Source organism: Achromobacter sp. (assembly GCF_057314935.1).
Genome location: NZ_DBHKZA010000047.1, coordinates 31,133 through 49,561, shown reverse-complemented (window position 1 = coordinate 49,561; position 18,429 = coordinate 31,133). Strand labels below are relative to the sequence as shown.

Annotated in this window: 14 protein-coding genes and 1 pseudogene; 7 read left to right on the top strand and 8 right to left on the bottom strand. The window is 65.1% G+C overall.

What is annotated here, in order from left to right; translation table 11 throughout:
* Positions 1-317: 317 nt before the first annotated feature.
* The 4 genes from ACO6D5_RS18150 to ACO6D5_RS18135 are packed head-to-tail and all read left to right on the top strand — an operon-like array spanning position 318 to position 5,786.
* Positions 318-2,474 (top strand): TonB-dependent siderophore receptor, encoded by a 2,157-nt coding sequence (locus ACO6D5_RS18150; protein ID WP_485826122.1) that lies wholly within the window; start codon positions 318-320, stop codon positions 2,472-2,474.
* Positions 2,474-3,478, top strand: a complete 1,005-nt coding sequence (locus ACO6D5_RS18145; protein ID WP_485826121.1) for an ABC transporter ATP-binding protein — start codon at positions 2,474-2,476, stop codon at positions 3,476-3,478. Before ACO6D5_RS18150 ends, ACO6D5_RS18145 begins: the two co-directional genes overlap by 1 nt.
* Entirely contained in the window at positions 3,475-4,704 is a 1,230-nt protein-coding gene (locus ACO6D5_RS18140; RefSeq protein ID WP_485826120.1) for an ABC transporter substrate-binding protein, read from the top strand. Before ACO6D5_RS18145 ends, ACO6D5_RS18140 begins: the two co-directional genes overlap by 4 nt.
* Positions 4,701-5,786, top strand: a complete 1,086-nt coding sequence (locus tag ACO6D5_RS18135; RefSeq protein ID WP_485826119.1) for a FecCD family ABC transporter permease — start codon at positions 4,701-4,703, stop codon at positions 5,784-5,786. The genes ACO6D5_RS18140 and ACO6D5_RS18135 overlap by 4 nt, the downstream gene beginning before the upstream one ends.
* A gap of 136 nt (positions 5,787-5,922) precedes the next feature.
* Here ACO6D5_RS18135 and ACO6D5_RS18130 read toward each other — a convergent pair whose 3' ends face one another.
* Positions 5,923-6,375 (bottom strand): MarR family winged helix-turn-helix transcriptional regulator, encoded by a 453-nt coding sequence (locus ACO6D5_RS18130; protein ID WP_485826118.1) that lies wholly within the window; start codon positions 6,373-6,375, stop codon positions 5,923-5,925.
* A 3-nt stretch (positions 6,376-6,378) separates the two neighbouring features.
* Complete coding sequence (locus ACO6D5_RS18125) at positions 6,379-7,977, bottom strand: MDR family MFS transporter (RefSeq protein ID WP_315845529.1); 1,599 nt, start codon at positions 7,975-7,977, stop codon at positions 6,379-6,381.
* 396 nt (positions 7,978-8,373) lie between these two features.
* Here ACO6D5_RS18125 and ACO6D5_RS18120 point away from each other — a divergent pair, with 396 nt between their 5' ends.
* Both ACO6D5_RS18120 and ACO6D5_RS18115 read left to right on the top strand, forming a co-directional pair.
* Positions 8,374-10,863 carry an AsmA family protein gene (locus ACO6D5_RS18120; RefSeq protein ID WP_485826117.1) on the top strand — a complete coding sequence of 830 codons (2,490 nt, stop codon included), beginning with the start codon at positions 8,374-8,376 and terminating at the stop codon, positions 10,861-10,863.
* Positions 10,860-11,246 (top strand): MOSC N-terminal beta barrel domain-containing protein, encoded by a 387-nt coding sequence (locus tag ACO6D5_RS18115; protein WP_485826116.1) that lies wholly within the window; start codon positions 10,860-10,862, stop codon positions 11,244-11,246. The genes ACO6D5_RS18120 and ACO6D5_RS18115 overlap by 4 nt, the downstream gene beginning before the upstream one ends.
* Before the next feature lie 42 nt (positions 11,247-11,288).
* On the opposite strand, the gene ACO6D5_RS18110 is transcribed toward ACO6D5_RS18115, so the two are convergent.
* The 4 genes from ACO6D5_RS18110 to rsmD all read right to left on the bottom strand — a co-directional run bounded on the left by ACO6D5_RS18110 (position 11,289) and on the right by rsmD (position 14,007).
* Positions 11,289-12,521 carry a benzoate/H(+) symporter BenE family transporter gene (locus ACO6D5_RS18110; protein WP_315845526.1) on the bottom strand — a complete coding sequence of 411 codons (1,233 nt, stop codon included), beginning with the start codon at positions 12,519-12,521 and terminating at the stop codon, positions 11,289-11,291.
* Entirely contained in the window at positions 12,518-12,769 is a 252-nt protein-coding gene (locus tag ACO6D5_RS18105) for a YfhL family 4Fe-4S dicluster ferredoxin (RefSeq protein ID WP_006227600.1), read from the bottom strand. The genes ACO6D5_RS18110 and ACO6D5_RS18105 overlap by 4 nt, the downstream gene beginning before the upstream one ends.
* A 109-nt stretch (positions 12,770-12,878) precedes the next feature.
* The gene (gene coaD, locus ACO6D5_RS18100; RefSeq protein ID WP_006227601.1) at positions 12,879-13,382 is read right to left on the bottom strand and encodes a pantetheine-phosphate adenylyltransferase; all 504 of its coding nucleotides are present in this window, start codon (positions 13,380-13,382) and stop codon (positions 12,879-12,881) included.
* A 58-nt stretch (positions 13,383-13,440) separates the two neighbouring features.
* The gene (rsmD, locus tag ACO6D5_RS18095; RefSeq protein ID WP_006227602.1) at positions 13,441-14,007 is read right to left on the bottom strand and encodes a 16S rRNA (guanine(966)-N(2))-methyltransferase RsmD; all 567 of its coding nucleotides are present in this window, start codon (positions 14,005-14,007) and stop codon (positions 13,441-13,443) included.
* A gap of 385 nt (positions 14,008-14,392) precedes the next feature.
* Here rsmD and ftsY point away from each other — a divergent pair, with 385 nt between their 5' ends.
* A complete protein-coding gene (gene ftsY, locus ACO6D5_RS18090; protein ID WP_485826115.1) occupies positions 14,393-15,445 on the top strand; it encodes a signal recognition particle-docking protein FtsY in 1,053 nt (350 codons plus the stop codon).
* Positions 15,446-15,518: 73 nt separating this feature from the next.
* Here ftsY and ACO6D5_RS18085 read toward each other — a convergent pair whose 3' ends face one another.
* Together ACO6D5_RS18085 and ACO6D5_RS18080 are read right to left on the bottom strand one after the other, a co-directional pair.
* A complete protein-coding gene (locus ACO6D5_RS18085; RefSeq protein WP_485826114.1) occupies positions 15,519-17,714 on the bottom strand; it encodes a phosphocholine-specific phospholipase C in 2,196 nt (731 codons plus the stop codon).
* A 533-nt stretch (positions 17,715-18,247) separates the two neighbouring features.
* Positions 18,248-18,429 (bottom strand): annotated as a pseudogene (locus ACO6D5_RS18080) (CYTH and CHAD domain-containing protein); the annotation flags it as partial.

Sequence of the window (18,429 nt, the reverse complement as noted above, 5' to 3'; positions counted from 1 at the left end):
TACATCGTGCAGGACGGCGATGTGATGAACTTCCTGTTCAACGTCTGATCGATGACCACACGACACGTCGGCGTCAGGGATGTGAACAAAAGCCGTTGAGCGGCTAGGTTCGTTAGCGCTGATATTGTCGCAAAGAGGCCGCCCATGGGTGGCCTCATTTTTTTGGGCTGCAAATCTCGCACTATTAGTATGTTATAACATTCAACTAATAATAGAGCGGCCGGCCTCCTGTGGGGGAGCGAATCGGCCGCTCGATGTGCCGGGGTAGGGATCCAGGGGGATTGCCGCGTAAACCGGTGCATCCCTTGGAGAGGTTCATGCGCCCCTATCTACCTGGCTTGGCGGCTGCGAGCGAACGCCGGCCGCTGTCCTGCCTTGCCGTCCTGCCACTGATCTTTGCGCCCGTTCCCGGTTTCGCGGCCGAAGCAACGGAAGAAGCGGCTCAGAACCTTGGAACAATCACGGTGATCGGTACGCGTGAGCGCCCGTACCGTGCGTTTGTCGCACCTACCGCCAACAAGAGTGACACGCTGGTGAAGGAGACGCCTTTCTCCATCCAGACGGTCACGAGCGAGTTGATCGAAGACCGCGGCGTCACCACGCTGGGCGGCGCGATCAGTACCGTGCCGGGGGTGACGAGCCAAGTCGGCTGGGGCGGCAGCAACGATCGCTTTCGCCTGCGCGGCTTCGCCACAACAAGCAACCTGAAGAATGGCTTTCGCCGCAGTGTTTTCGCACCGGTCGACGAATTGGTGAATATTCAGCAGATCGAGGTATTGAAGGGGCCCGCGTCGGCGCTCTACGGCCGTTTCGAACCTGGCGGCGTGGTGAATATTGTCACCAAGAAGCCGCTGGACAAAGCCCAGACCGATATCGAGGTGACCGCGGGCCGCTATGACTTCTATCGCATCACGGCCGACAGCACGGGGCCGCTGGGCGACCAGCTCGGTTATCGCCTGACGGGCTCGGTGCAGAGCAACCATGGCTTCCGCGATTTCGCCGACAACGACACGCAGTTCATTTCGCCCGTGTTTCAGTGGACGCCCTCTAGCCGTACCAGCGTCACCGCTGAATTCGAATTCGGAAAGAAGAAAGCGGCTTTCGACCGCGGCTTCGGCAATAGCCCGCTGTTCCTGCAAGTGCCTATCCACTACAACTACGGCGAACGGGACGCCAGTTTAGAGAACGACAGTGCGCTGGCCAGCTTGGTGCTGGACCATAAGCTGGAGAACGGTTGGGACATGCGCGCCGGCCTGCAGGGTTCGCGGGCACGGTCCGATGCGCTTTGGTATGCCTATGGCTTTCCGCCGGTGAGCGGCGGGGATTCTGCGGATCCGATCGTCAATCGGCGTAAACAGCGCAGCATCGACGAACAGAAAGACATGTCCGCATTGGCGGAAGCGTCGCGACGCTTCACCACGGGAGGCATCGGGCACCGAGTCTTGGTGGGTACGGACTACAACTACGAAGACTGGGACTTTACGGCGGACGCCTACCTGAACGACTTCGGGTTTCCCGTCAACCTTCCCATCAGTTTGCGTAATCCGGTGCACGGCGTCCAAACCGGCGCTATGCGGCATTACGACTCTTCGCGCTACACGAGCCACAACTTCGGCATTTACGCTCAGGATGAATTGGAGTTGGGCACGCAGTGGCGCCTCCTGATGGGGCTGCGCTATGACCGCGCGCGCACCAAGGGCCGCGCGGAGTATCTCGTGGCGGACGGTCCTTTGACGCGCACGGATGACGCTTATTCTCCACGCATCGGATTGACGTGGACGCCCGCCGAGCAAGTGTCCGTCTATGGCAGCTGGTCAAAATCCTTCCTGACAGAGCCGGGCGGCGGCATGCTGCGAAGCGGAGGTCTGCCCGAGCCTTCGCGCGGCGAACAATTCGAGGTGGGCGCCAAGTTCAACCTATTGGAGGGACGCCTGGAACCCACGATCGCGCTATTCGACATCCGCCGTACCAATGGGGTGGTGAGCGACCCGGATGATTTCAATTACGTGATTCAGGTCGGCGAACAACGTAGCCGCGGCTGGGAGCTCGACATCCCGTACACGATCACGCCCCAGTGGCGCCTGCTTGCCTCCTACACCCATCTGACCGCTGAAGTCACCGAAGACAGCGACGCCACCCTGGTGGGAAACCGGGTCGCCAACGCACCGCGGCGCTCGGCGAGTCTGTGGACCACCTACGATCTTACCGGCTGGGCTCGGGGGCTGCGCGTCGGCCTGGGCGCCACCTACGTCGGTGCGCGGCAGGCAAACACGGCGAATACATTCGACTTGCCGGCCTACACCCGATGGGACGCCAACGCGATCTATCGTTTTGGGCCGGCCGAGCGCTACAAAGTCCAACTGACCCTGCAGAACCTGACAAACAAACGCTATTACGAATCCGGGGGGGCTTACGTCCCGACCTTTGCCGGTGCGCCACGCACGGTCATGGTTTCGTTGGGGATCCGGATCTGATGAGCTTGGTTGCCAGGAACTTGGTGGCCGGCTACGGAGGGCGGCCGTTGCTGGGGCCTTACCAGCTCCACCTGCCGTCGGGATATTTCTTGTGCCTGATCGGCGCTAACGGCGCCGGCAAGTCCACGCTGATCCGCACACTGTGCGGCATGCAGCCCACGCTGGCAGGCGATATCCTGCTGGACGGCCAGTCGTTGGCAGGGCTATCCAGTCTTGAACGTGCGCGTAGGCTGGCGGTCGTGCTCACCGACCGAGTGGATACGATGCTGATGACGGGCTTCGAATTGGCATGTCTGGGACGGTATCCCCACATCGGCTGGGACGGCCGGCTGCGCGACGCCGACCACGAGATTGTGCAAGCTGCTCTGCACCAGGCTGGCGCCGCGTCCCTGTCGGGCAAGCTGGTATCGCGCATGTCTGACGGCGAACGGCAAAGGGTCATGATCGCGCGCGCGTTGGCGCAGCAGCCCAGCCTGCTGGTCTTGGACGAAGCCACGGCTTTTCTGGATCTTCCGCGACGCATTGAACTCATGCAGTTGCTGCAAGACCTGGCCCGCCAACAGCGCTTGACGATCGTTCTCTCTACCCACGATCTGGAGCTGGCGCTGCGTTACGCCGACGCGCTCTGGTTGATCGACCCCCAACGGCAACTGCACGCCGGCGCCCCGGAAGACCTGGCTTTGAATGGTGCGCTATCGGCTGCCTTTACGGGCGACGGCTTGGCATTCGATCTGGAGCGCGGGGAACTGCGCGTGGGCCGCGGCGGCGCCGTCCCGATTCGCGTTGTTGGCAGCGGCTCGCGGCGAGTATGGGCGGAACGGGCCTTACAACGTCTGGGCTACTACATCGGTGAAGACGCCAGGCAAACATTGAGTGTGCTGCCAGACGGCTACGCGCTGTCGTCTCCGCAAGACGGCACTACTCGTTACGACACGCTGGCGGAGCTGGCGGTAGCGATACGTACGGCCGGCGATGAGCGGTCTCCGGCCAGTCCGCCGCCATGAAAACCCGACTCCTGGGCGCTTTCCTCGTCGTATCGCTTTCAGCTTGCATGCAGGTGTCCGCGCCGCCACGAAGCGCGCTGCCCGCTCGGGTCGTGGGCCCGGCTGGCCCTGCACAGAACCTGCAGGCTGCCTGCGTTGCCGATTACCGGCCCGGCGTTGACTATTTTCCCGATAAGACCGCGTTCCACCATTCGACGCAACTGCAGGTCCAATACGGTCTTCACTACAAGCGCGTGCGCTTCACGCCAAGCGTCGCTACGGGAGAGGTGCTTGAATACCTGTTGGTCCAATGCGGAACGCCGACGCCTGCGCACGACCCGCATGTGCCCGTCATCCAGGTCCCCATACAACGACTCGTGACCGGAACCGCCGCCGTCCTGGGCGCCCTTGATGAACTGGGCATGGTGGATGTCCTGGTCGGGGCGGAAAATACTCGCAACGCTACGGTGCCGGCCGTTCGCCAGCGTATTCAAGCCGGGCTGGTGCACGACATGTGGGGCTACGGCCACGGCAGTATCGAGCAGGTCATGGCGGTCAAGCCCGACGTCTACCTGAGTTTCTACTCTGCGTACCCTGCAAGCAACATGCACCCGCGCCTATGGGAACTGGGCGTACGGGCCATTGCTCAAGCCGATCACCACGAGACGCATCCGCTGGGCCGCGCAGAATGGATGAAGTTGCTGGCAATGCTCGGCAATCGCGAAGCGCGCGCGGATGCGCATCATAAGCGCATCGAAGCGGAGTACGAGCGATTAGCCCACTTGGTAGCTGGCGTGTCCACGCGCCCGGCAGTCATGTCCGGCTTTGGCGCGGGCCGCGACATGTTCGAGACGTTCGGTTCGGCCAATCAGCGTGCACAACTGATCCGTGATGCGGGCGGCGAGTATGTGCTGGATGACTCCCGGCCAAGCAGCCTGATCTATGTGCCCTTTGAAAAAATCTACGCGGAGGGCGCCCGTGCCGATGTCTGGCTCGGCACGCTGGGCGGTCAGCCTCAGATCAGTACCTGGATCCGCGCCAACCCGTTGCATGGCCGGTTTCGACCCGCCGCCACGCGTGAGGTCTACGCGTGGGATCGCGGCTATGTCGGCGCATGGGCCAACCCTTATCAGGATCAGAGCATGACCAAGCCGCATGTGCAGCTCGCCGAAGCCATCAGTGTCCTGCATCCCGAAAGGCTGGGTATGGCCGACAGCCAGTATGAATTCTTGCGGAGGCTTCCATGACCGTAACTGTCCGCACCCTGCACGCGACGCCCCGATCCGGCCCGGGGTTGCGCGCTTGCTCGTGGCCAGTGTTCCTGGCGCTTGCCGCCGCAATTGTGCTTCTGTTCATCGCGGAGCTGGCGCTGGGAAGCGTGGCGATTCCGCTTAAGGCAGTGTTGCAATCGTTGTTTTCGGGTGCGACGCTTGAGAACCCGGCTTGGCGCGACATCGTGCTCGGGTTTCGAATGCCGCGCGCCCTGAACGCGCTTGTGTCCGGTGCCGCGCTGGGTGTCGCGGGCCTCATGCTGCAGACGTTGTTCCGCAACCCGTTGGCGGATCCGTTTGTCCTGGGCATTGTGCATGGCGCCAGATTGGGGAGCGCCGTCCTGGTGACGATCGCTGGTGTGGCCGGTAATGCTCTCTTGTTGAAATTCGGCCTTGTCGGAGATGTCGGCATGGCGGCAGCGTCCATCGCGGGCTCGACGCTTGTCCTGATGTTGCTGGCCAAGCTGTCTCGGCATATCGGGCTTGTGACGTTGCTGATTGTGGGCCTGATGCTGGGTTATCTTGCGGTTGGATTGATCAGTGTATTGATGCACTTCATCGACGAAACCCAGGCCCGCGCTTTCAAGGTGTGGGATGACGCCAGCTTCGCCGGGGCGACGCGTCAGCAGTTGGGCATTCTGATTCCTGGACTGTTGGCGGGCATGGCGGGCTGTGCTTTGCTGATAAAACCAATGAATGGCCTGCTGCTTGGGGAACGGTACGCGCAATCCATGGGCGTTCGGGTTGCGGCGGTAAAGCGCAGCGCGCTTCTGGGCGCCGCGTGGCTCTGCGGCCTGGTGTCGGCATTCTGCGGGCCCGTGGCGTTTCTCGGCTTGGTCGCTGCCCAGGTTGCTCGCGCGCTCACCCGTACGGCGGACCATCGCGTTTTGCTTCCTGCGGCGGGCCTGACCGGAGCGGCGCTGGGCTTGGCCGCCGATCTGGTCGTGCATCTGCCGTGGAGCCGGCACGTACTGCATCTGAACGCCGTCATCGGCCTGGTCGGCGCTCCGGTGGCGCTGTATATGCTATACCGTACACGAGCGTTGCAGTCCGAGTAGGGCGTCGCATGAGTGGGGCGTCGAAAAGAGATCGCCCCCCCCCCTTGCACATGCCCCGTCACGCGGATCAAGGCGTAGCTGGCGTACTCGAAATTGGCCAACGCAGGATTCCGCAGGACTAGCCAGGCGCCGGCCGCTATGGCGCGGAAGCGGGCTTGCCGCCCGCCGCACGCACGAAGTTCTCTTCCAGCACGCTCAACACCCGGTTCAATGTCTCGACATCGGCGGCCGACAACCCCTTGAGCGATTCATCGAAGAAGGCCGCGCGCTTGGGCAGGGCTTCGTTTACCACGGCCTGGCCGGCCGCGGTCAGCGTGGCGTTGGTCAGCCGGTTGTCTTGCGCATCGACGGCGCGCGAGATCCATCCCAGCTTCTGCATGGCCTGCAGTTGGCGCGTCAATGAGGCGGGGTCCAGGCGGCAGCGTTCGGCCAGGTGCTTCTGCGAGCATTGCCCGCATTCATGCAGCGCCAGCAGGATGCGCCAGCGGGGCAGGGCGTGGCCCACCTTGCTGCTGAACGCGCTTTGCATCACACGGTACGTCTGCCCCATGTGCTGGATGACTTGCAGGCCTTGTTGTTGTTTGGGCAAAAGCTACTCTCCGACGCTTGCGGGCTCCGCTTTCGGAGGCCGGGCCAATTGCACCAGGGGCACGCGCCGCACACACCACAGCGCGAAGATGGCGACGGCCAGGGCGATGAGCTGCCCCTCATGGATGGCGCCTACCAGCGCGACCCGCGCGATCTCGATCAACGACGTCCCGTCCTGGCCTTGATGCGCCAATTGTGCCAGGAACTGCGTTTGCGCCGCCGGGTTGACGAGCATCTGCGGGTCGTTCAGCTCAGGCAGCCATTGCGCCGACGCGCCGCGCAAGGTGGATTCGACGCCGCTGAAATAGCTGTGGCTCACCATCGTGCCGACGACGGCGGTGCCCAGCATGCCGCCGATCATGCGCAGGGACTGCAGCAGCGCCGTCGCGATGCCCAAGTGCGTGCGCCCGGCGGTCTGCTGCGCGAAGACGGTCAGGTTGGGCATGATGAAGCCCATGCCCAGACCGGCCATCAGCATGTAGGCGGCGATCAGCCCATGTGAGGTATAGCTGTGGGTGGTGACAATGCCCAAACAGGACAAGGCCATCAGCAGGAAACCGGCGTAGAGCATCCGATTCGGATTGCGGATGCGCGTGATGACGCGGCCGTTGATGATGCTGCCCACCGTGATGAAGACGACCATGGGGGTGATCAGCAGGCCGGCGTCCTGGGGCGACAGGCCAAAGCCGCCTTGCAGCAGCAGGGGCGCGTAGAACAGCAGCGAATACATCGTCACGCCCACCAGCAGCGCCAGCGTGAAGAGCGTGGCCAGGCCGCGGTTACGGAACATGTCCAGCGGCAAGAGCGGGTGCGGGCAGCGCTTTTCCCACCAGTACAGCAGCGCGAAGGCGGCGACGCTGCCCACGCCCAGCAGCACGATCGCCGTGCTGATGCCTTCCTTGGGCAGCAGCTCGACCAGCAATTGCAGGCTGCCCAGCGCCAGCGCGATCAGCACCGCGCCCTGCCAGTCCAGCCGCACCTTGCCGGACGTGTGATTGCGCAGATGCGGCAGGTAGCGCGCCACGAACCACAGGCCCAGGATGCCGATCGGCAGGTTCACGTAGAACACCGAACGCCAGCCGTAGTGCTCGGTCAGCGCGCCGCCCAGCGTCGGGCCCACCGCGTTGGCGATGCCGAAGGCGGAACTGAGCATGACCTGCCAGCGCAGGCGCACGTGGGGGTCCGGAAACAGGTCGGGGATGGAGGCGAAGGCCGTGCCTACCAGCATGCCGCCGCCGATGCCCTGCAAGGCCCGCGCCAGCACCAGCGTGAACATGCTGTTGGCCGCGCCGCACAGCACCGAGGCCAGTGTGAACAGGATGATGGCCGCCACCACGAAGGGTTTGCGGCCGTAGTAGTCGCCCAGCCGGCCGAAGATCGGCACCGTGATCACCGAGGTCAACAGGTAAGACGTCGCAACCCATGCATACAGTTCGAAGCCCTTCAATTCGGCCACAATGGTCGGCAAGGCGGTGCCCACCACAGTCTGGTCGATGGCGACCATCATCATGACGAAGCACATGCCCAGCATGGCCATCAAGGTTTGGCGGAACGGAAGCACCTGTCCGGGCGAATGCGGGGTGCTGGGGGTGGGGGCGGGCATTGTTGGATGCATCAATGATTGATAGATCAATCATTCTAGTCCTACAATCCGCCAGACAGAAAACCGTCAGCTTCGTGACCCCGCCAACGGTTTGCAGCATGGCTGAAGGGCGCGGGTTTTGGCATTGAAGCCTGATCGGGCATCGCGAAGCCGGTCTGATTTGTTACGATAGCGGAATCTGCACGCTGGTCATGCCGGCGTCTTCAGCAGGCCTTCCTTGGTAGACCCTCTTTCCTGGCGCCGCAGCCACAGGCTTTCGGCAGGAGCGAGGACTCGCCCTAAAAGGCATAAAGCTCCAATTGGCGCGTGGTTTTCCACCGCTACAGCACCATCCCCGCGCTTGGGCGCGGTGGGCGGCATTCAAGGATTTCCAGTCGAGGTACCGACGGGGCGGCAATGAAAACGTGGTTCAAGCGCATTTTGATAGGCCTGGTGGTGTTGGTTGTCGTGGCCGTCGTCGGCCTGGCCATCTTCTTGCTGACATTCGATCCCAACGCGTACAAGTACAAGCTGGAAGAGCTTGTGCAGGAACGCTATCACCGCACCCTCACGATCGACGGCGAGATCGAGCTGTCGCTCTTCCCGCGCATCGGCCTGTCGGTGCAGGGCGTGTCGCTGTCCGAGCCCAATAGCCCGGACACCTTCGCCTCCATTGAAAGCACCCGCCTGGCGGTTGCGGTGTGGCCGTTGCTGTCCAACAGCTTCGTGGTGGACCACGTGGCCATCAGCGGCTTCAAGGCGCGCGTGGTGCGGGACAAGGACGGTCAGTTCAACTTCAGCAACCTCGTGGGCGGCACGCCCGCGATCACCACCTCGCCGGCCAATCCGGCTGAAGCGCTGGTGGGCGCCGCCCAGACCGCGGCGCAGGCCATCACCAGCGGGACGCTGCCGGCGTCGCGCAACAACATGCAGATCGACATCGCCGGCCTGGACTTGAAGGACGGCGAAGTGCAGTTGCAGGACGCGATTTCGGGCATGGCCGTGGCCGTGACGAAGATCAACGCCAACACCGGCCGCGTCACCTTCAACCAGCCTTTCGATGTGCGCCTGACGGCGCGCGTCGAAGGCGGCAACCCCCGTGTCGACGCCAACCTGACCGGCCAGGCCCTGCTGACGCTGGACCCCTCGGCCAAGCGCTATGCGGCCCAGAAGCTGGATCTGCGCATGGACGGCAAGCTGCCCGGCGCGGAAGCCAAGAGCCTGGCCATGCGCGGCAACCTGGCCTTCAACGGCCAGAAGTCGGCGCTGGACGTGGCGGGCCTGGAAGTGGTTTTCCAGGGCGACATCACCGACCCGGCCGCGCGCGCCACCAATGTGGAAGCCAGCGTGGCCATGCCCAAGCTGGCGATCGATCCGCACAAGAGCCAGCTGCAGATCGAAAAGCTGGCCGTGCGCGCCAAGGGCAATTCCCCGGACGGTCCGTTTGAATTGGCCGTGGACGCGCCCGCGCTGAACATTTCGCCCGCCTCGGCCACCGGCGAAGCGCTGACCGGCCGCGTGCGCATCAGCGGCCTGGACGCCAGCTTCGGCCTGAACGGCATCAGCGGCAACGCCGCCGAGCTGGACATCAAGGAAGCCAAGGTGGACAGCACGTCCAAGAATGGCGAGCGCGTGGTCAAGCTGAATTTCGCTTCGCCGCTGACCTTGAACCTGCTGCAGCGCAGTGGCGGCCTGTCCGGCCTGCGCGGCGACGTGAACATCACCGACCCGGGCCTGCCCAAGGGCAATCTTCAGATTCCCGTCATTGGCAGCTTGAACGTGGACCTGCTGAAAGACCAGGCCACCAGCAAGATCAACGCCGTGCTGGAAGGCGGCAAGTTCGACCTCAGCGCCGACATCACCAAATTGTCCGATGCGCCGCTGGTGAATTTTGCGCTGGCGGTGGATACGCTGGATCTGGACAAGCTGGTGCCGCCTGTTGCTGCAGCGCCGGCCAAGCCGCCTGCCGATGGCAAGAAGGACGAGTCCAAGCCGGCTGCGCCTGCTGCACCGGCGGATGATTCGATCAACCTGTCCGCGTTGATCGGCCCCAGCGTCAACGGCACCCTGAAGGTCGGCAAGCTGGTCGTGCGCGGCCTGAAGGCCGATGACGTGGCCGCCGCAGTGAAGCTGGACAAGGGCAAGCTCGAGATCTCCAGCCTGACGGCCGGCCTGTACGGCGGCAAGCTGGCCGGCGCGCTGTCGGTTGACGCCGCGCAGGGCAACCAGCTGGCCACCAAGATGTCGCTGGCCGGCATTTCGATCGAACCGCTGTTGATGGACCTGGCAAAGCAGAACGTGCTGAGCGGCACCGGCAGCCTGGCGCTGGACCTGAAGACTGCTGGCGCCAATGTCTACGCCATGAAGAGCGGCCTGGGCGGCACCTTGCAGCTGCGCTTGCGCGACGGCGCGGTCAAGGGGATCAATCTGACGCAGACGCTGCGCGAGCTGAAGGCGGCGTTCAAGCCGGAATCGCAGGATGAAACCGTGCCCGCCGACACCAGCAAGCAGACGGAATTCTCCGAGATGGACGCCGACCTGGCCTTCACCAAGGGCGTGGCTGCCGTGAAGCGCCTGAACGTCGTGTCGACGTTGCTGCGTGTGACGCAAGGCGATCCGGCCACCATCGATTTCGTGAAGGACGAGCTGAACCTGGTGGCGCGCGTGCGTGTCGTCAACCCGGCGGCCGACCCCGAAGGCAAGGAACTGATCGACCTGAAGGACGTGACGATCCCGGTGCATGTGAAGGGGCCTTTCGACAAGCCGTCCTACACGGTGATGTGGAAGGACGCCATCGGCGGCATCCTCAAGCGCAGCCTGGAAAACAAGCTGCGCGAAGCGGTGACGGGCAAGGGCAAGAACGGCGCGGCCGTGGACAAGGCCTTGAAGGGATTGCTGGGCAAATGAGCACTCAGGACTTCCAGCCCATCGCGGAATGCGGCGTGACGCCGCAGCCCGCCGCGGCCGCCTACCACCGGCAATGGCTCGTCGCCAATGATTCCGGCCAGTGGCTGAACCGCGAACTGTGCCCGCGGCTGGCCGAGGTGTCGGTGGAGCTGCGTCTGGGCTATCTGGTGCTGAAGGCGCCGGGCATGCTGCGCATGGACATTCCGCTGGACGTCATCGAAGACGACGACAGCGTGCGCTACAGCATGAAGGTGGGCGAACAGACCATCGATGTGGTCGACGAAGGGGAACTGGCCGCAGCCTGGATCTCGAACTTCGTGGAGGTGCCTTGCCGCATCATGAAGGTGCACCCGGATACGCCTGTGGCCGCCTGGCCCGCCTGAACCGGTTCAGGAAAGCCGCCGGAGGGATCCGGCGGCGCGCGCTCAGGCGCCTGCCTTGGCGCGCTTGTATTCGAAGGCGGTATGGGCCAGCAGGCCTGCCGCCAGGCCCCAGAAGGCCGATCCGATTCCCCAGAAACTGAAACCCGACGCCGTCGCCAGCAAGGTGATGAGCGCGGCTTCGCGCCGTTGCGGATTGGCCATGGCCGCCGCCATGCCGCCCATGATCGTGCCCAGCAGCGCCAGGCCGGCCAGCGCGGCCAGCAGCGCCGCGGGCAAGGCCTGGAAGAAGACCGCCACGGCGCCGGCCACGACGCTCAATCCGACGTACCCCAGCCCGTAGGTGGCCGCGGCGATGTAGCGCTTGGCGGGGTCCGGGTGGGCTTCGGGGCCGGTGCAGATGGCGGCGCTGATGGCGCCCATGGTCACGCTGTGCGCGCCGAACGGGGCGGCCAGCAGGCCCAGCAGCCCCGTGGCGGCCACGATGCGGGAAGCTGGGGGACGATAGCCGGCGGCTTGCAGGATCGCCAGGCCGGGCAGGTTTTGCGACGCCATGGCCACGACGAACAGCGGGATGCCCAGGCTGACCGCGGCTTGTGCGCTGAAGGCGGGCGTGGTCCAGACGAATTCCGTCAGGTGCCAGTCCAGCAGGTCCAGCCGGATCAGGTCCAGCCCGAACGCCAGCGCAATGGCGACCACCATCACCACCAGCACCGCGTAACGCGGCGCCCAGCGCCGGCAGGCCAGGTAGGTGGCGCACATCGCCAGCACCAGCGCCGGCTGCTTGCCCACGTTGCTGAAGATGCCCATGCCGAAGTTGAGCAGCACGCCGGCCAGCATGGCGGCGGCGATCTCGCCCGGGATCCGGCGCAGGATGGGGTCGATCCAGCCGAACAGGCCGCAGATCAAGGTCAGCCCGGCGGCCAGCACATAGGCGCCGATCGCTTCATTGAACGGGACGCCGACCAGCGCCGTGACGAGCAGCGCGGCGCCGGGCGTGGACCAGGCCATGACGATGGGCAGGCCGGTGCGCAGGCTGTAGAACGCGCCGCCGAAGCCGAAGGCCAGGCTCAGCGAGCCGATCCAGGAGCCGATCTGCGCCGAACTCAGGCCGGCGGAATGGCCAGCTTGCACCATCAGGACGGCGGTGCCGCCGAAGCTGACCAGCACGGCGACCAGGCCGGCGGCGACCGCGGACGCGGAGATGTCGCGGCGGGCGTGATGGGGGGCGGGGGACGGGGAGGGAAGGTTGATGCCGGACTGCGTCGTGTCGCTCATGCGGCACCGGTCAGGCGGCGGTACTTGGCCATGAGCTGTTCCTGGCCTTCGTTCCATTGCGGGTGCAGTTCAATGCACTCCACCGGGCACACCACCTTGCATTGGGGTTCGTCGTGATGGCCGACGCACTCCGTGCACTTGTCGGGATCGATGACGTAATAGTCCTCGCCCATGGAAATCGCGTCGTTCGGGCACTGGGGCTCGCAAACGTCGCAATTGATGCATTCTTCGGTGATCAAGAGGGCCATGGTGGGGCAGCGGGGAAAGCCGGGGGCGGCTCACATTGTACTGCCGGGCGGCAAAGCGCAAGAAGGGCGCGAATTCGCGCCCTTCCGGGATGGTGCGGGGCGTGGCGGTTCAGCCCGGCCAGGACTGTTCGCGGCGTTCCTTGGCCTTTTCCTGCAACCAGCGTTCCACGGACGGGAACACGAACTTGCTGACGTCGCCGCCCAGTTGGGCGATCTCGCGCACGATCGTGCCCGAAATGAACTGGTATTGGTCCGACGGCGTCATGAACAGCGTTTCCACGTCGGGCAGCAGATGGCGGTTCATGCCGGCCATCTGGAATTCGTATTCGAAGTCGGACACGGCGCGCAGGCCGCGGACGATGACGCGCCCGCCTTGGTCGCGGACGAAATCCTTCAGCAGGCCGCCGAAGCTCTGCACTTCGACGTTGGGGTAATGGCCCAGGACTTCACGGGCGATCTCCACGCGTTCGTCGATGCTGAAGAAAGGCTTCTTGTTGCGGCTGAGGGCGATGCCCACCACGACTTTGTCGAAAAGCGTGGCCGCGCGGCGGACCAGGTCTTCGTGGCCCCGGGTCAGCGGGTCGAAAGTGCCGGGATATACAGCGATGATCATGCGAGCTCCGTACCGTTATTAGTGGTGTACACCATCCTCCGAAGCTCGGATTATTGACCTATTTCCGCAATGCAGCAAATTCGAGCAGATGGTAGTGGACCGCCCCTGCCTTGTCCTGCCGCAAGATCTGGAATCCTTCGGGGGCTTCGATGGGGGTTTCCGCCTCGACATAGACTAGCCCATGCTCGGCCAGAATGCCTGGCAGGATCGGCCACAGGCGCGGCAGCCAGCCCTGTCCGAAGGGGGGATCCAACAGGATGAGGTCAAATCGGGACGCATCCATCCGTTCGGCGACCTGCATCGCATCGCCCACGTGGATGCGTATCATGTCGGCTTTGAGCTTGTCGCGCAGTGTCCGCAGCGCGGACGCCGCGGTCTTGTCCCGCTCGACCATCTGCACATGCGCCACGCCGCGCGAGGCCGCCTCGAATCCCAGGGCGCCGCTGCCGGCGAACAGATCCAGCACCTGCTTGTCGGCGAATTCGCCGGCCCACAGGTGATTCAGCCAGTTGAACAGCGTCTCGCGCACCCGGTCGGGCGTGGGGCGCAGCGTCTCCACGTCGGGCACGGCGATGGGGGTGCGCCTGTATTGGCCACCGACGATACGAATATACTTGTTACCCATGTTTAGCCGCTTCTTCAAGAAAAAAAACCCTCCGCCCGCCGCGCCGGCCCAGCCCGCGCCGCCGCCAGAGGTCGTAGACGCCGTCGTGGCGCCTGCGCAGCCCGCTGCCGCGCCGGTGATTCCGCCGCCGCCCGCCGCGCCTGCTCCGACTCCCCAGGCCGTTGCGCCGGCGCCTGCGCCGGTTTCCCGTCCTGCTTTCGAGCCGACCCCCGCGCCTGCCGCGCCGACGGTCGCGTCGCCTACGTCGACTGTAGCGCCGTATGCGCGGGTCGAGGCGCCGGTCCAGACGCCGGTTCAAACACCGGTTCAAGCTCCGGTTCAAGCTCCGGTCCAGGCGCCCGTTCAGGCTCCTGTCCAAGCGCCGGTCAGCGCGCCGCCGGTCGCCGTGGTTCCGGCCGCCGCTCCCGCACCTGCACCGATACCTGCGCCGGTTCAGGCCCCGCCTGTCGCGGCAATCGCCCCGGCGCCGGCCCCTGTGCCAGCCCTGGCTCCCGCCGCTGAACCCGTTGCCGCCGAGGCGCCCAAGAAGGCGTCGTGGCTGTCGCGACTGAAGCAGGGTTTGTCGCGTACCGGCCAGAGCATTGGCGGCATCTTCATCGGCGTCAAGGTCGACGAAAACCTGTTCGAGGAACTCGAATCGGCGCTCATTATGGCCGATGCCGGCCTGGAGGCCACCGAGAAGCTGCTGACCGCGCTGCGTGCACGCGTCAAGAAGGAACGCATCGAAGACCCGGCCAAGGTGAAGACGGCGCTGCGCCAGTTGCTGGCCGATCACCTGCGTCCGCTGGAGCGCGCGTTTGACCTGACCCGCGCCAAGCCGCTGGTGGTGATGATCGCCGGCGTGAACGGCGCGGGCAAGACGACGTCCATCGGCAAGCTCGCCCACACGTTCCAACGCCAGGGCGCCAGCGTCCTGCTGGCCGCGGGCGACACGTTCCGGGCCGCGGCGCGCGAACAGTTGGTGGAATGGGGCAGCCGCAACAACGTCAGCGTCATTGCGCAGGATGGCGGCGACCCCGCCGCCGTGGCGTTCGACTCGGTCAATGCGGGCCGCGCACGCGGCATGGGCGTGGTCATGGTGGACACCGCCGGCCGCTTGCCCACGCAGCTGCACCTGATGGAAGAATTGAAGAAGATCCGCCGCGTCATCGGCAAGGCGGACGCCACCGCCCCGCATGAAGTGCTGCTGGTGGTGGATGGCAACACCGGGCAGAACGCGCTGGCGCAGATCCGCGCGTTCGATGCGGCCATCACGCTGACGGGCCTGGTCGTGACCAAGCTGGACGGCACCGCCAAGGGCGGCACCTTGGCAGCGGTCGCGGCGGGCAGCCAGGGCGTGCGCCCGATTCCGGTCTACTGGATCGGCGTGGGCGAAAGCCTGGAGGACTTGCAGCCGTTCGTGGCGGACGAGTTCGCCGCGGCCTTGCTGGCGGACTGACCCTTCCGCAGAAGAAACAGAAGCGGGGCGGCGCGCAAGCGCCGCCCCGTTTCCATTGGCGGCGAACGAACCGTCAGTTCACCTGGCCCATCGCCGGGTCGCTGACGCCGTCTTTGCCTGTTTCCATGCGTCCGGCGAAGCGGCGCTGGAAGGCGCCGTAGCCGTCGCAGGCCACCGCAAAGTCATACCACTGGCCGCTGTCGCCGACCGGCCAGCTCAGTTCGCCGGTCTGGCCCGCTTGCACGGTGGCGGTCCAGGGGCCGTCGCTGCGGTATGCCATCGCACGCACGGTGAACGTGCAGGGCTGGCTGCCGTTGTTGTGCAGCTTGACCTGCACCTGCGGGTCGTCGCAAGGCACGTAGCACACCTGGGTCTCGGGCTGCACGCCGCCCGTCTGCATCAGGTCGCCCGCGAAGGCGCGGTGATAGCCGTTCGGCCCCAGCACCCACAAGTCGTACTTGCCGCTGTCGCCGGACACGTCCCAGGCGTCTTCCAGCGACTTGCCCGCCTCGACCACGTAGCGACGCGGAATGCGGTCCAGGTGCAGCTTGTCGTACACATGGAAGACGGCGGCCGCCTGGCCGCTGCTGGCGTTGGCGAACAGCAGCCTCACGCGGTTTTCGCGCGCCTCTTCGCGGGCGCTCGTGTGCAGCTCGTAGGGCAGGGCGCGCGACGGGCGCGTACCGGGCGCCTGCTTGGCCAGCGTCTGTTGCGTGGGGACGGCGATGGCGGGCTGCGCTTCCTGCCAGGTCGTCAGCCCGTCGGCGTCCGTTTTGGTCGTGCGGCCCGGCAAGGTCGGCAGGGCCGCGCTGTTGGGCGACACGAAATTCAGCGTGGAGGTGAGGTCGCCGCAAACGGCGCGGCGGAACGCGCTGATATTGGGCTCGACGACGCCGAAGCGCTGTTCCAGGAAGCGCAGCGCCGAGGTGTGGTCGAACACCTGCGAATTGACCCAGCCGCCACGGCTCCACGGCGAGATCACCCACATCGGCACGCGCATGCCGGGACCGAACGGCTTGCCGTCGGCGGTCAGCTGCTTGGGCGTGGCGGGCGGGTACGTGAAGTATTCGAACGCCATCTCGGCGTCCGTCAGCGTGGACTTGCCCGCCAAGGTGCCGTCGTCGTTGCGCGACGGCGCGGACGGCGTGGGCATGTGGTCGAAGAAGCCGTCGTTCTCGTCGTAGGTGACGAGGAACACGGTCTTGCTCCAGACCTCGGGCGATTGCGTCAGCGCGTCCAGCGCGGCCTGGATGTACCACGCGCCTTTGGCGGGGCTGGAAGGGCCGGGGTGTTCGCTGTAGGCGGCCGGCGGGATGATCCAGGAGACTTCGGGCAGGGTCCCGTTCATGACGTCGTCGCGCAGGCTCTGCAGGAAGCCGCCGTCGGGCATGGTGTTGCCGAAGCCCTTGGCCAACGGACTGTACTGGTCGTCGATGGCGGGGTTGTAGGCAGGCCCGCCCTGGTTCGTCACCTGCCGGTCTGCCGGCATCTTTTCGATCTCGGCGCGCCAGTGCCGGAAGCTCATCATCTCGTTGCAGCCGAAGTTGTCCGGGATGTTCTGGTAGACCTTCCAGCTGACGCCGGCTTTTTGCAGACGGTCGGCGTAGGTGGTCCAGGTCCAGCCTTCGGTCGACGGGCCCACGTCGGCGCCATCGTTCATTTCGTTCATCACCACCGATACGTTGTCGCCGGACGGGCCGTTGGTGCCGGTCCAGAAGAACAGGCGGTTCGGAATGGTGCCCGCGTGCATCGCACAGTGGTAGTGGTCGCACAGCGTGAAGGCGTCGGCCAGCGCGCGATGGAACGGCACTTCGGCGTTTTCGTAATAGCCCATCGACAGCGGCTGTTTGGCGCTGGGCCACTTGTTCATGCGGCCATGATCCCAGGCCGCCTGGCAATTGGGCCACGAGTGCGGCGTGCTGCCGGCGCGCTGCGCGTTGCCCAGCGTCGTGTCCAGATGGTAGGGCAGCTCTTCGGTGCCGTCGCTGCGCGTCTGATGGAACACGGACTTGCCGTTGGCCAGCGGAATGGGGAAGCGGTCGCCGAAGCCGCGCACGCCAGGGAAGGTGCCGAAGTAGCCGTCGAAGGAACGGTTTTCCAGCATCAGCATCACGACGTGCTTGACGTCCTGGATGGTGCCGGTCGGGCTGCTGGCTTCAATGGCCAGGGCGCGGCGGATGCTGGGCGGGAACATCGACAAGGCGCTCACGGCGGCCGTGGTTCCCAGTGTGGTCTTGAAGAACTTTCTCTTGGAGGCGTCGAACGTCATTGGCTTCTCTGTCGTTGAAGGTCGGAGGGGCGCGGGCTCATGGCGCGCAGTGCGACGCGCACGCGGCGGGCGGCGTGGTGGGCGTCGTAGGCGGGGGAGGAGCCGGTTCGTCCGAGTCGTTGTCGTCGCCGCCGCAGGCGGACAGCGAAAACACGAGCGACAGAGCGCAAAAGGCCGCAAGGCCTCGTCTTGCATGGGCGAGCAAGTGGGAAGTGGGTTCCATGGTTCGGTCAGGTGTGGATGGGCTGACGGCCCGCAGGGGCCGTTGCCGTCACACAGGACGAATGTCGGGCGGATGCTGCGGGCCACGAGAGCGCCCGGCGCATGCTGGCCGGACGACAGCGATCCAGTATTGGCGCGTCGGATGTCGTTCTTTTGACAGCCAGCTGACCCGTTGCTGTGCGCGCCGCTTTTTTTGAAACGCGGTGCTAGATGCGTGTCGAAGTGAAAACGTATTCAACGATTGACTTACCGTTGCGGTAAACGCGCGCGCCCGCCATGGCCACCCGGGCCATGGCGCGACATGCGGCGTTTTACTTCCAGAACGGCTTGCTGCGCGCCAGGTTATCGAAGGCTTTCTGCGCTTCGACGGCCAGCTCGTCCAGGCGTGCGCTGATCCAGCCCAGCGCGAACCAGGCTTGCGGGTGCGTGGCCGTACATGACTCGTAGTATTCCTTGGCGACGGCCAGGTCGTTGATTTCGCCCAGCACGTCCT